Source organism: Enterobacter sp. MG-EB028, from assembly GCF_056673305.1.
In genome coordinates this window covers 131723-144535 of sequence record NZ_CP195079.1, presented here as the reverse complement: position 1 = coordinate 144535, position 12813 = coordinate 131723, and the positions used below count along the sequence as shown (strand labels likewise).

Below are 12813 nucleotides of genomic sequence, written 5' to 3'. Positions count from 1 at the left end.
GTTTTGCTTCAGTTTCGTCGAATGATTCTCGCCGTCGTCAGCGCGCTGGCGCTGGCAGCACCAGCTTATGCAGGCAAACTCGCGATTGTGATTGATGACTTCGGTTATCGTCCGCATTATGAAAATCAGGTGCTGGCGATGCCGTCAGCCATCTCCGTCGCCGTCCTGCCCAATGCGCCACACGCGCACGAGATGGCTACCAAAGCCCACAACAGCGGTCATCAGGTGCTTATTCATCTGCCAATGGCCCCGCTCAGCAAGCAGCCGCTGGAAAAAGATACCCTGCGCCCGGATATGAGCAGCGATGAGATCGAGCGCATCATCCGTGACGCCTACAACAAAGTTCCGTATGCCGTAGGCCTGAACAACCATATGGGCAGCGCGATGACCTCCAGCCTGTATGGAATGCTGAAAGTGATGCAGGCGCTGGAACGTTACAATCTCTACTTCCTCGACAGCATGACCATCGGCAACAGCCAGGCGATGCGGGCCGCTCAGGGGACGGGTGTAAAGGTCATTAAGCGTAAAGTCTTCCTGGACGACTCCCAGAATGAAGCGGATATCCGCGTGCAGTTTAACCGCGCGGTAGCGCTGGCGCGCCGTAACGGTTCGGCTATTGCCATTGGGCACCCGCATCCTTCAACGGTGCGCGTTCTACAGCAGATGTTGCCCTCCCTGCCTGCCGACATCACGCTGGTACGCCCGAGCGATCTGCTCAATGAACCGCAGGTAGACACGTCTCGTCCGGGTAGCGCTCAACCTCCGGCAACGCAGCCGCGCAATCCGTTCCGCGGCGTGAAGAACTGCACGCTGAAACAACCGCCTGAACCGGTGCATGCAACCCGCTTCTTCACGGTAATCAGCGAAAGTGTGAGTCAAAGTACGCTGGTGCAATACTTCCAGCACCAGTGGCAGGGATGGGGTAAGAAAGTCTCAGCGAACCACTCCCAGTGACAGGCGATTAAGGTAGAACAATGCCGCAACGACACAAAATTCTGCTCCTCGATACCGGTAAAGAGTGGGGAGGAGGCACCAACAGCATGCTCGAACTTCTGAAGCGCATTAACCGCGAGAAGTTCGATATTACCTGTTGTTTTTACAGCGACTACAGTCGGGCCGAAGGGCAAACCATCGGTCAGGTGCTGAACGGCATTGGCATTCCCTTAATTGTCATTCCCCAGCATAAACAGCCCGCATGGGCGAAAATCGTAAAAGAGCTGGGCCGCAGCCTGCTGTTTTTCTCCCGCAGCGCCCGGAAGGCGCTTACGCGCCATGTTGATACCCTCTGGCGCATTCGCCCTAACGTCCGCAAGATCGAGACGATTTTCCGGGAAGGCGGTTTCGATACGCTGTACATGAACAACCAGCCAGGCTCTAACGAAGAGGGTTACCTGGCGGGCGCGAAGCTGCATGCGCGGATAATTCAGCACTGCCGGATTGAACCGGTGCTGTCGCCGCCGCTGGTAAAGCTGGTGAATGCCCATGCCACAAAAATCATCGCCGTTTCGCACGGCGTCGAGCGCGTGTTACTTCAGCATGGCGTCCGGCCCGAGCTGTGTACAACGGTCAACAATGCCATCGACATCCACCAGCCTTTGCCCGACCGACGCGCCATGCGTCATCGTCTGAACATTGATGACGACACCTTTGTGTTCGGCAGCATTGGATCGCTGATCCCCCGCAAGGCTAACCACCATACGCTGGCGGCGCTGGCGCAGTTCAACCAGCAGCATCCGCAGGCAAAATGGAAGATGGTGCTGGTCGGTGAAGGGGCTGAACGCGGCGCGCTGGCGGCACAGGCTGAGGCGCTGGGTATTGCCGGGCACGTGATTTTTACCGGTTTCCAGAACACGCCTTTTGACTACCTCGCTACCTTCGATGCGTTTATTCTGGCCTCGCAGAGCGAAGGCCTGCCCCGCGTCGTGCTGGAAGCGATGCTGCTGAACATCCCCGTCATTGGTTCAAAGGTGACCGGCACGGCAGAATTGATCGACCACGAGGCGACCGGGCTGCTTTTCCCGTGGAGCGATGTATCGAAACTTGCTCAACATCTGGATAATATCTGGCAGGATCCCGATCTGCGCGCCCGGCTCGCCGCGGCTGCGCATCAGAATGTCTGCAACGTGTATGCCATTGAAAGCTATGTTAACGGTGTCGAGGCCGTTCTTGGCGCGCAATAACCAAACGAGAACAACATGTTTAAATTCCTGAATGCTCGCTACCGCCACATCACCGGGCGACATAACATTCCGTACGCTTCCCTTCCGGTTACGCGCGATCTCGTTGCGGTGGACTCCATCGTGATCCCGTGTACGGGCGCGGATTTCGTTGAAGAAGCGTTGTTGTCAGCGACATTTGCAGAACGTTATGCCACCGACGTCAGCGAAATTGTTATCGTCAGCGATCAGCCTGAATCCGCTTTCGGCGAACTCCCGCCAAAGACCCGCGTCGTCACGCTTACCCTTCCGGTACGCGAGGAAAGTTACCGCTATAAGCAGATCTACCTCAGCCGTCTGGTGAAGCTGAACGCCCCGCTACAGGCGCGCGGTGAAGGCGTATTGATGATCGATTCCGATCTCAACCTGCTGAAAATGCCGGAAATTAACATGGCCGATATGCACATCTACTCCAGCTTCCGTCAGGGCAAAATGATTGCCAAGCTGGACGGTGCGCCAGTGGAGAAAGTGCCGGCGTATTACAAAGAGACGGTGCGCCCGTATCTGGTCGATCACGTTAACGGCGCGTTTCTTGCGGCCACCAAAAAGACCTGGCGCCGTATCTGCCCGCTGTGGCTGACGCTGTTCCAGGATACCTGGGAACTGATGGACGACACGCAGCCGCCAACCGATCAGCTGCCGCTCGCCGCGCTGCTGGACATGCTGGATTTAAAAACGGTTAATCTGGGCGACTGGATGAACTGGCCGGTGTCCAAGAAGATCGGCGGACAGGAAGCTGTTGTGCCGAAAGAGGTGATTGGCGCGCACGGTGGTTTCCCACTTTCCGAATGGCAGAAGTATCTTGAATCGCCAGATAATAAGCTGTTATTCAAAGGGCAGGACTACACCCGCAAGGTGCGTTACCTGACGGACGAAGAGAAAAAGAATCAGTAAAAAAGGGGCCGCTGGCCCCTTTTTGATTATTTATCCCAGCTCAGGATCACTTTTCCTGACTGGCCGGAACGCATCGCGTCAAAGCCCTGCTGGAATTCGTCGATGGAGAAACGGTGCGTAATAATCGGTGACAGATCCAGACCGGACTGGATTAGCGCCGCCATCTTGTACCAGGTTTCGAACATCTCGCGGCCATAGATGCCCTTGATGAACAGCCCCTTGAAGATGACTTTGTTCCAGTCGATGGACATATCTGACGGCGGAATACCCAGCATCGCAATACGCCCACCGTGGTTCATGGTGTCCAGCATGGTGCGAAACGCCGGTGGCGCGCCGGACATCTCCAGACCCACGTCAAAGCCTTCGGTCATGCCCAGCTCTTCCATCACGTCGGTCAGGCTCTCTTTAGAGACATCCACCGCGCGGGTCACGCCCATTTTACGCGCCAGCGACAGACGGTATTCGTTCACGTCGGTGATGACCACGTTGCGCGCGCCCACGTGCTTCGCCACGGCTGCCGCCATGATGCCGATTGGGCCCGCGCCGGAGACCAGCACGTCTTCGCCCACCAGGTCGAAGGAGAGAGCGGTGTGCACAGCGTTGCCGAACGGGTCGAAGATGGAGGCCAGATCGTCAGAAATATTGTCCGGGATTTTGAACGCGTTAAAGGCCGGAATCACCAGGTATTCCGCGAAGCAGCCCGGACGGTTAACGCCCACGCCGACGGTGTTACGGCACAGGTGCGTACGTCCACCGCGGCAGTTACGGCAGTGGCCGCAGGTAATATGGCCTTCGCCGGAAACGCGATCGCCAATCTTGAAGCCTTTTACTTCCTGGCCGATGCCGACCACTTCACCCACATATTCGTGGCCGACAACCATCGGGACAGGAATGGTTTTCTGCGACCACTGGTCCCAGTTGTAGATGTGAACGTCAGTACCGCAGATGGCGGTTTTACGAATTTTGATCAGCAGATCGTTATGACCGACTTCCGGCTCCGGCACGTCGGTCATCCAAATCCCTTCTTCCGCTTTCAGTTTGGATAACGCTTTCATCACACGTCCTCAGGCAATTACGCCCAGCTGTTTACCGATGCGGGTAAAGGCTTCCACCGCACGTTCAATTTGTTCAGGCGTATGCGCCGCGGACATCTGGGTGCGGATACGCGCCTGACCTTTTGGCACCACCGGGAAGAAGAACCCGGTGACGTAAATCCCCTCTTTCTGCAACTCACGGGCAAACTTCTGCGCGACGACCGCATCACCCAGCATCACCGGGATAATGGCGTGATCGGCACCGGCCAGGGTAAACCCTGCGGCGCTCATTTTTTCACGGAACAGACGGGCGTTGGACCACAGGCGGTCGCGCAGTTCGGCACCGGACTCCACCATCTCCAGCACTTTGATGGAGGCGGCCACAATCGCTGGCGCAAGAGAGTTGGAGAACAGGTACGGTCGAGAACGCTGGCGCAGCCACTCAACCACCTCTTTGCGCGCAGCCGTGTAACCGCCGGACGCGCCGCCGAGCGCTTTGCCCAGCGTGCCGGTGATGATGTCCACGCGGCCCATCACGTCGCAGTATTCGTGGGAACCACGGCCGTTTTCGCCGACAAAGCCGACCGCGTGAGAGTCATCGACCATTACCAGCGCGTCGTATTTATCCGCCAGGTCGCACACGCCCTTCAGGTTGGCGATCACGCCGTCCATAGAGAACACGCCGTCGGTGGCGATCAGCACATGACGAGCCCCCGCTTCACGGGCCTCTTTCAGGCGCGCTTCCAGCTCGACCATGTCGTTGTTGGCGTAGCGGAAGCGCTTCGCTTTGCACAGACGTACGCCGTCGATGATGGAGGCGTGGTTCAGGGCGTCGGAGATAATCGCATCTTCTGCGCCGAGCAGGGTCTCAAACAGACCGCCGTTGGCGTCGAAGCAGGAGGAATACAGAATCGCGTCTTCCATTCCGAGGAAGCTCGCCAGCTTTTGCTCAAGCTGCTTGTGGCTGTCCTGCGTACCGCAGATAAAGCGTACGGAGGCCATGCCGAAACCGTGGGTGTCCATGCCGTTTTTCGCCGCGGCAATCAGCTCAGGGTGATTCGCAAGACCTAAATAGTTGTTCGCACAAAAGTTGATCACATGGCTGCCGTCGGCAACGGTGATGTCCGCCTGCTGAGCAGACGTGATAATACGCTCTTCCTTGAACAACCCTTCCGCACGTGCGGTGTCGAGGTCGCTGTTTAACTGTTTGTAAAAATCACCACGCATTGCAATTCTCCAGACTCGGCAAATTTCGGCACATATTACCCAAACCTATAGTTCATGACGAGATGACGCAGTATCTCTTCTCGTTTTTGCAGCATAAATCACGTGTAACCCTGCTGCATATCGGTGAATGGCTGAAGGGTCGCCATACTAATGATATGATATGAACATTAGCGTCCGGGATTGGCCCCGGGCTCCACACTTCAAAGGTTACAGTTATGATCATCGTTACTGGCGGCGCGGGCTTTATCGGCAGCAATATTATCAAGGCCCTCAATGACAAAGGCATCACCGACATCCTGGTGGTGGACAACCTGAAAGACGGCACCAAGTTCGTTAACCTGGTGGATCTGAACATCGCTGACTACATGGATAAAGAAGACTTCCTTATCCAGATTATGGCAGGTGAAGAGTTCGGCGAGATCGAAGCCATCTTCCACGAAGGTGCGTGCTCATCCACCACAGAGTGGGACGGCAAGTACATGATGGACAACAACTATCAGTACTCCAAAGAGCTTCTGCACTACTGCCTGGAGCGTGAAATTCCGTTCCTGTATGCCTCCTCAGCGGCAACCTATGGCGGTCGTACCTCGGACTTCATCGAGTCCCGCGAATATGAGCAGCCGCTGAACGTCTACGGCTACTCCAAGTTCCTCTTCGACGAGTACGTGCGTCAGATCCTGCCTGAAGCGAACTCCCAGATCGTCGGCTTCCGCTACTTCAACGTCTACGGACCGCGCGAAGGCCACAAAGGCAGCATGGCGAGCGTGGCGTTCCACCTGAATACCCAGCTGAATAACGGCGAAAGCCCGAAGCTGTTTGAAGGCAGCGACGGCTTCAAGCGCGACTTCGTTTACGTGGGCGACGTGGCAGCCGTGAACCTGTGGTTCTGGGAAAACGGCGTGTCCGGCATCTTCAACCTGGGCACAGGCCGCGCGGAATCCTTCCAGGCAGTGGCTGACGCGACGCTGGCGTACCACAAAAAAGGCAGCATCGAGTACATTCCGTTCCCGGACAAGCTGAAAGGCCGCTATCAGGCGTTCACGCAGGCTGACCTGACCAACCTGCGCGCCGCAGGCTACGATAAGCCGTTCAAGACCGTTGCCGAAGGCGTAACGGAATATATGGCCTGGCTGAACCGCGACGCATAAGTATGAAGATTCTGGTGATCGGCCCGTCCTGGGTGGGCGACATGATGATGTCGCAAAGTCTTTATCGCACGCTCAAGGCGCGTTATCCCCAGGCGATAATCGACGTGATGGCACCTGCATGGTGCCGTCCGCTGCTATCGCGCATGCCGGAAGTGAACGAGGCGATCCCGATGCCGCTTGGCCACGGGGCGCTGGAAATCGGCGAGCGCCGCAAGCTCGGCCACAGCCTGCGCGAGAAGCGCTACGATCGCGCGTACGTGCTGCCAAACTCCTTCAAATCCGCCCTGGTGCCTTTCTTTGCGGGAATCCCGCACCGTACCGGCTGGCGCGGTGAAATGCGCTACGGCCTGCTGAACGACGCACGGGTGCTGGATAAAGAGGCCTGGCCGCTGATGGTGGAGCGCTACGTGGCGCTGGCCTACGACAAAGGCGTGATGCGCAGCGCGAAAGACCTGCCGCAGCCGCTGCTGTGGCCGCAGCTTCAGGTTAGCGACGGGGAGAAATCCCACACCTGCAACGCGTTTGGCATTTCGTCTGAACGCCCGATGGTTGGCTTCTGCCCCGGCGCGGAATTTGGTCCGGCAAAACGCTGGCCGCACTACCACTATGCGGAGCTGGCGAAACAGCTGATCGACGAAGGCTACCAGATTGTGCTGTTTGGCTCGGCGAAGGACCACGAGGCGGGCAACGAAATACTCGCCACGCTGAGCAATGAACAACAGGCCTGGTGCCGTAATTTGGCAGGAGAAACGCAGCTTGAACAGGCGGTTATCCTGATTGCCGCCTGTAAGGCCGTGGTCAGCAATGACTCTGGCCTGATGCACGTCGCCGCCGCGCTGGACCGTCCGCTGGTCGCACTGTATGGCCCAAGCAGCCCGGACTTCACCCCGCCCTTGTCGCACAAAGCGCGCGTCATCCGCCTGATCACTGGCTACCACAAGGTACGCAAGGGCGATGCCGCAGAAGGCTACCATCAGAGCCTGATCGATATTACCCCGCAGCGCGTTCTCGAAGAGCTCAACGAACTGCTGTTGAGCGAAGAAGGATAACGGATGCGGGTATTGATCGTTAAAACCTCCTCAATGGGCGATGTTCTGCATACGCTGCCGTCGCTGACGGACGCTATGCGGGCCATCCCCGGCATCCGTTTTGACTGGGTGGTGGAAGAAGGCTTCGCGCAGATCCCCACCTGGCATGAAGCGGTTGACCGCGTGATCCCGGTCGCGATTCGCCGCTGGCGCAAAGCGTGGTTCTCCGCACCGATCAAAGCCGAGCGTAAAACCTTCCGTGAAACGGTGCAGGCGCAGCGTTACGACGCAATCATCGACGCCCAGGGGCTGGTGAAAAGCGCCGCGCTGGTCACGCGTCTGGCGCACGGCGTAAAGCACGGCATGGACTGGCACACCGCCCGCGAACCGCTGGCGAGCCTGTTCTATAACCGCCGCCACCACATCGCAAAACAGCAGCACGCCGTGGAACGCACCCGCGAGCTGTTCGCAAAAAGCCTCGGCTATGCGAAACCGGAAACCCAGGGCGACTATGCCATTGCACAGCACTTTTTGCGCAATACAGATCCCTGTGCTCAGCCTTATCTTGTCTTCCTGCATGCAACTACGCGTGACGATAAGCACTGGCCGGAAACGCACTGGCGTAGGCTGATTGAACTAATGCAACCCTCCGGTATCCATATTAAACTCCCGTGGGGCGCTGAGCATGAACGGCAGCGTGCGGAGCGTCTGGCAGCAGGCTTTACCCACGTTGAGGTTTTACCCAAACTCACGCTGGCGCAGGTTGCCGCAGAGCTGGCAGGCGCTAACGCCGTCGTTTCCGTGGATACGGGTTTAAGCCATTTAACCGCGGCGCTGGATCGTCCAAATATCACACTTTTTGGCCCGACCGATCCCGGCCTGATCGGGGGCTATGGCAAAAACCAGCATCAGATGGTCAGCCCGACTCAGCAAACGAAGGATATCAGCGCAGATGCGATTTTTTCATTTTTACAGGGCAGCCGTTGGCTTTCCAACAGGGATATTTAACCCATGAGTTACGTATTTCTGCTGATTTTACTCTTTCCGGTGAAGCTTCTCCGGAAGCTGTTCCGCAAAGAGACAGGGAAAAACCTGGTCATTCAGACAGCCAAAATCGGTGATTTTGTTAATGCAACGCCTCTTCTGGCCTGGCTGCAAAAAAGCGACGTTCTGATCAGCCGCAGCGTTGGCGCGCTGGCGAAGCATGATGAGACGATCGACGAGATTTTTTTTATCGAGCAGCAAAAGCGTAACCTGTGGCGAAAGCTTCGCTTTGCCTGCAGGATTATGAACCGCTATGACAACGTCTATCTCCTGCAGCCTAACAGCGTGAATCTCTTTTTCGCCTCCGTGTGCAATGCCAAAAACAAGCAATTTTTAAGCACTTACACGCGCAGGTGGTATCACGGGATTTTCTATGCAACGGCCGATGGTACGGTTAAGCACGAAAAGAAGACGCTGTCCGTCACGAACTATCTTAAGCTGGCGGATCGTGCGCTGACCTGGCAAGACTCTCCCAAGCACGCCACAAAGCCACTGTTTAAACCCGCGACTTACCCGGCGATCCTTGATAAACCCGGTGCGATCCGCATTGGCATCAGCATCGCCGCAGGAAATAAAGCGAAAACCGTTCCGCCGGGAATCTGGAAACGGATTGCCGATCGTCTCGCCGACATACCCTGCGAGTTTTATGTCTTTGGCGCTCCGAATGAACAGTCGTGGATGGACGACATCATCCGCGCTTACGGTGAACTGCCCAACTTTATTAATCTGATTGGCAAGATCTCGCTGGAAGAGCTTCCGTGGGCCATTTCTAAAATGGATTGCTATATCGCGTCCGACTCGGGGAATGTCTATATCGCCGATGCGGTGGGCGTGCCGGTCGTCTTACTGTTCGGACCGTGCTGCCACTATGAGCAACGCCCGCTTGGCAACGTGTTGCTGATTGGTAATGATGACAACATTTGCTCGTATGTTTTTGAAACACGATATTACTTCTCACAAAGCCGGGAAGAACTCTTCGCGGTAACAGACGAATCGCTGGACGAACTCAAACATTTCATTTGCGGACTGCCAACAGCAAATTCTGCCCTTGATGCGCAGGGAAACTAATTATTATGGCTTTTCTCAGCATCATTATTGCCGCACACAACGCTGAAGACACGCTTCACGCCACGCTGGAAAGCCTGCAAAACGCGATTGAGAATGCAGGCGATGAAGTCGAAGTCATTATCTTTAATGACAGTTCCGGTGATTCCACACAGGATATTATTGAGACGTGGTTGCCAAAGCTTCCGCATGCCCAATCCCATTACGTTGAGTACCGTAACGTAGGGCATGTTCGAAACAGCGCAGTCTCGCTGGCGTCGGGCGAATACATCACGATGCTGGATAGCGACGATCTGTTGAAGCCGGGTAGCGTCCGGGATGCCGTCGCCTTCCTGAAAGCAGAGCGTCCTGATATGTTGCTGACGCGCCTGCTGGAAATTCGCGATATGCGGAAAATTACCTCCGCCTGGCAGGGATTCACCCCCGTCTCATTGTCGCAAAGTGATGCAATAAAGCGTTTCTTGCAGCACAAAGATTTTCAGGCGCACCTCATCGGGCAATTCGTACACCGCAGGCTGTACGCAACCAACCCGATCCCTTCTATGGTCTGCTATGAAGATTTCGCGGTATTTCCCGGCATGCTGATGCAATCGCGTAAAATCGTCTATCAGCGCCAGGGGCACTATTATTACATCAAACGCAGCGGCAGTTTGTCGAGCCGTCTTGACGCCAGTAAAATCGCTACGCTGGTTGAATGCACATTACAGATGGAAAAAACATTCCCGCCATCATTTAAGCATCTTATTAATTGCCACTGGTTTGATATTTACAGTAATCACCGACAACACCTGACCGATGTGCAGCTCAAACTGGTTAAGCAGCGGGTGAAATCACTTTATTCTTTCTCTTTTTTCTTCTCCAGAGATGTACGTTTCAGCTACAAAAAAAGGGTCATTGAGGCATTATGGAAAAAGTAAAACTGCGGCTCTATCAGCTGGCACTGATTTTGAGCCTCATTTCGCTGGCGCTGGCGCTGCTGAGCTCAGGTAAACAACGCGAATTTTTCTATATTGCAGTTTATGCCAGTATTATCGGCTTAGCTTGCGAATATAAAAAAATTACCCTGCGCCCCTTTTCAATCGCGCTTCCTATATTACTGATAGGGTTGCTCAATCTTGTCTGGTATATGGTGTATGAATATCACAGCGAAGGTTTAAACGCTTACAGTGATTATCTTGGTGCCAGTAAAAAACTGATTTTAGCGAGCATTCTCGTTTTTTATCTGGACCGATTTAAAAATTACGTCGATAAAAGCGCTTTCCAGAAGTACTTCCTGTACGCGGCAGGTGCGGGTTTTGTCCTCGCCACGGGGTATGGCTTGTGGCAGGCAACGCAGGGTGTAGATCGAGTTGAGATGGCCATAAATCGTCCTACCGTATCGGCCTATGTTTACTCAGTTCTGTCGCTGGCGCTGGTGTACAGTCTCTATCTTCAAAAAAACAGAAAACTGTATGTGGTAGCGGGTTTCACCGTATTAATTTCCTGGTTCGTCATTCTTTTGACAGGGACGCGTGCTGCAATGGGGCTGTATTTGCTTCTGGCGATTGTGCTCACGCTTTACCACTTCAGAAGAATTCATCTTAAATCGATGCTCATTTTCTTATGTGTTGTGGCAGGCATTATTATCGTTAGCTACAAGCCTTTGATCTCCCCCAAAATAGATCAAACACAGATGGAAGTAGAACGCTTCCAACAAGGCTATGACGCCACATCACTCGGCGCGCGTTTTTCCATGTGGATTGTTGGTATTCAGAACGGACTTGCCCACCCACTGGGACAATCAATTGAAGACCGAGAGGTATGGACGCAGCGTTATGTTAAAGAAGGGCATCCCCACCTCGCCTCGGCGCTCCAGTATATTAGGATACATCTGCACAATGAATTCATCGAAAAATACTCTCTGCAGGGGCTACCGGGACTGGCGATATTACTCTTTTTCTTCGTTTCGATAATCGCATACGCGCTGAAGAACAGGAATGGCCTGCTGCTGACGACCATGCTGCTTTTGTTGCTTTATGGCCTGACGGACGTCATTTTACTGAGCTCAGAAGCCCTAATCTTCTTTGTAACCCTGTTTGCGTTGAGCCCCCCTTTCTCGCAATCCAGGAACCATCATTAAGCGATAATGCCCGCCATGCGGGCATTATTTTTTCTTGTACTGATAAAATTCCGCCAGCGTCATCCCAATCGTCTTATCGGATAACCAACTAAAGAGCACTTCCAGATCCTGATACAACCCTTCGATCGCCGCCTCATCTTTAAACGTGGGGCTTCCGCCAGGCATAAATTCAGACGAGTGAAGCATAAACTCCACGTAGTCATTTCCCTGAGACAAGCATTGCTGCGCGACCTGAATCATCTGCGGCGCATTTCCACCCGTCGGTCGTAGCCAGTTCACCGAGGGCGAACGGTATTTCCCGCGAAGACGATCGTACCCCTGTTTGATCGTGTTCAACCAGGCCGGATGTTTATACTGAATGCTCATCGGCACTTCCAGCAATGGGCTATTGCCCACCCGGGAAAGAGTATCTAAATCCATAAAATAGGCGTGGTCGGGGAAATGCTGATAATCCGTTCCGCCATTACCCTGCGGAGCACCTTTCGCGTTGCGCCAGTTCACGCGCGGCGTCACGGAGCAATCAACCTGGTAACCCAGTTCAACGAGCAATTTTGCATAGCGGCTATCAAATGCCCAGCGCCCGGCACGGTGGCTCAGCATTTTGGTCTGGAATGTCTCTTCCAGCAGACGGGTCATGAACAGCACTTTCTCACGCATCACCTCGTCTGAAAATTCAATCAGATACGGCTGCCAGCGCCAGTCATCTCCCGTGAGATCGTGCTCAGGCGGGCTATTCCATGCGTGAAGGTGCATTCCCACCTCCCCCTGCCTGCGAGCAATCACGTCCCTGGCGAACTCAATGAAAACGGGCTCAATTGCCATCTCATAGTTTGTCAGCCATACGGGCTTAAAACCAAAACGTTCACAAAGGGTCTGAAAGCGGGCCAGATAGCGCGCGTTTTCCGTTTTAATGACGCGGTGATTCTGCCAGAGATTATCGCCCTCAGTATCAATCGTGATGATAAACGCTGGTTTTTTCATAATGAGTCCGCATGACAGGGAAGTTAGCGCTATGTTACGCACTCACCAAAGCCTGAG

The 12813-nt window shown here is 54.7% G+C and carries 12 protein-coding genes; 9 read left to right on the top strand and 3 right to left on the bottom strand.

The window, feature by feature from the left end; all coding sequences use genetic code 11:
• The first annotated feature begins 3 nt into the window (after nt 1-3).
• Genes ACR42C_RS00605 through ACR42C_RS00595 form a run of 3 tightly spaced genes read left to right on the top strand, consistent with a single transcriptional unit; the run spans nt 4 to nt 3110 of the window.
• Complete coding sequence (locus ACR42C_RS00605; RefSeq protein WP_116343001.1) at nt 4-954, top strand: divergent polysaccharide deacetylase family protein; 951 nt, start codon at nt 4-6, stop codon at nt 952-954.
• Nucleotides 955-974: 20 nt separating this feature from the next.
• Nucleotides 975-2180 carry a glycosyltransferase gene (locus tag ACR42C_RS00600; RefSeq protein WP_479984632.1) on the top strand — a complete coding sequence of 402 codons (1206 nt, stop codon included), beginning with the start codon at nt 975-977 and terminating at the stop codon, nt 2178-2180.
• Between the two features lie 15 nt (nt 2181-2195).
• Entirely contained in the window at nt 2196-3110 is a 915-nt protein-coding gene (locus ACR42C_RS00595) for a hypothetical protein (RefSeq protein WP_316380416.1), read from the top strand.
• 26 nt (nt 3111-3136) lie between these two features.
• On the opposite strand, the gene tdh is transcribed toward ACR42C_RS00595, so the two are convergent.
• Nucleotides 3137-4165, bottom strand: a complete 1029-nt coding sequence (gene tdh / locus ACR42C_RS00590) for an L-threonine 3-dehydrogenase (protein WP_042717745.1) — start codon at nt 4163-4165, stop codon at nt 3137-3139.
• Between the two features lie 9 nt (nt 4166-4174).
• Nucleotides 4175-5371: a glycine C-acetyltransferase gene (gene kbl, locus ACR42C_RS00585; protein ID WP_023309905.1), complete on the bottom strand. Its 1197-nt coding sequence runs from the start codon at nt 5369-5371 to the stop codon at nt 4175-4177.
• 215 nt (nt 5372-5586) lie between these two features.
• Between kbl and rfaD the strand changes: the two genes are divergently transcribed.
• Genes rfaD through ACR42C_RS00555 form a run of 6 tightly spaced genes read left to right on the top strand, consistent with a single transcriptional unit; the run spans nt 5587 to nt 11775 of the window.
• Nucleotides 5587-6519, top strand: coding sequence for an ADP-glyceromanno-heptose 6-epimerase (gene rfaD / locus ACR42C_RS00580; protein ID WP_080329840.1), 933 nt, complete (start codon nt 5587-5589; stop codon nt 6517-6519).
• 2 nt (nt 6520-6521) lie between these two features.
• Nucleotides 6522-7568, top strand: coding sequence for an ADP-heptose--LPS heptosyltransferase RfaF (gene rfaF / locus ACR42C_RS00575; RefSeq protein ID WP_316380415.1), 1047 nt, complete (start codon nt 6522-6524; stop codon nt 7566-7568).
• Between the two features lie 3 nt (nt 7569-7571).
• Nucleotides 7572-8555, top strand: coding sequence for a lipopolysaccharide heptosyltransferase RfaC (gene rfaC, locus ACR42C_RS00570; protein ID WP_316380413.1), 984 nt, complete (start codon nt 7572-7574; stop codon nt 8553-8555).
• A 3-nt stretch (nt 8556-8558) separates the two neighbouring features.
• Nucleotides 8559-9659 (top strand): glycosyltransferase family 9 protein, encoded by a 1101-nt coding sequence (locus ACR42C_RS00565; RefSeq protein ID WP_316380412.1) that lies wholly within the window; start codon nt 8559-8561, stop codon nt 9657-9659.
• A 5-nt stretch (nt 9660-9664) separates the two neighbouring features.
• The gene (locus tag ACR42C_RS00560; protein ID WP_316380410.1) at nt 9665-10573 is read left to right on the top strand and encodes a glycosyltransferase family 2 protein; all 909 of its coding nucleotides are present in this window, start codon (nt 9665-9667) and stop codon (nt 10571-10573) included.
• The gene (locus tag ACR42C_RS00555; protein ID WP_316380409.1) at nt 10561-11775 is read left to right on the top strand and encodes an O-antigen ligase family protein; all 1215 of its coding nucleotides are present in this window, start codon (nt 10561-10563) and stop codon (nt 11773-11775) included. The genes ACR42C_RS00560 and ACR42C_RS00555 overlap by 13 nt, the downstream gene beginning before the upstream one ends.
• 24 nt (nt 11776-11799) lie before the next feature.
• On the opposite strand, the gene ACR42C_RS00550 is transcribed toward ACR42C_RS00555, so the two are convergent.
• On the bottom strand, nt 11800-12756 hold the full coding sequence (locus tag ACR42C_RS00550; protein WP_479984631.1) for a polysaccharide deacetylase family protein: 957 nt from the start codon (nt 12754-12756) through the stop codon (nt 11800-11802).
• Nucleotides 12757-12813 lie beyond the last annotated feature (57 nt).

Bases quoted from the DNA above. Each gene is read 5' to 3' on its own strand.
- ACR42C_RS00600 (WP_479984632.1), top strand. From the start codon at position 975: ATGCCGCAACGACACAAAATTCTGCTCCTCGATACCGGTAAAGAGTGG.
- rfaF (WP_316380415.1), top strand. From the start codon at position 6,522: ATGAAGATTCTGGTGATCGGCCCGTCCTGGGTGGGCGACATGATGATG.
- ACR42C_RS00560 (WP_316380410.1), top strand. From the start codon at position 9,665: ATGGCTTTTCTCAGCATCATTATTGCCGCACACAACGCTGAAGACACG.
- ACR42C_RS00550 (WP_479984631.1), bottom strand. From the start codon at position 12,756: ATGAAAAAACCAGCGTTTATCATCACGATTGATACTGAGGGCGATAAT.
- rfaD (WP_080329840.1), top strand. From the start codon at position 5,587: ATGATCATCGTTACTGGCGGCGCGGGCTTTATCGGCAGCAATATTATC.
- ACR42C_RS00555 (WP_316380409.1), top strand. From the start codon at position 10,561: ATGGAAAAAGTAAAACTGCGGCTCTATCAGCTGGCACTGATTTTGAGC.
- rfaC (WP_316380413.1), top strand. From the start codon at position 7,572: ATGCGGGTATTGATCGTTAAAACCTCCTCAATGGGCGATGTTCTGCAT.
- ACR42C_RS00595 (WP_316380416.1), top strand. From the start codon at position 2,196: ATGTTTAAATTCCTGAATGCTCGCTACCGCCACATCACCGGGCGACAT.
- kbl (WP_023309905.1), bottom strand. From the start codon at position 5,371: ATGCGTGGTGATTTTTACAAACAGTTAAACAGCGACCTCGACACCGCA.
- ACR42C_RS00565 (WP_316380412.1), top strand. From the start codon at position 8,559: ATGAGTTACGTATTTCTGCTGATTTTACTCTTTCCGGTGAAGCTTCTC.
- tdh (WP_042717745.1), bottom strand. From the start codon at position 4,165: ATGAAAGCGTTATCCAAACTGAAAGCGGAAGAAGGGATTTGGATGACC.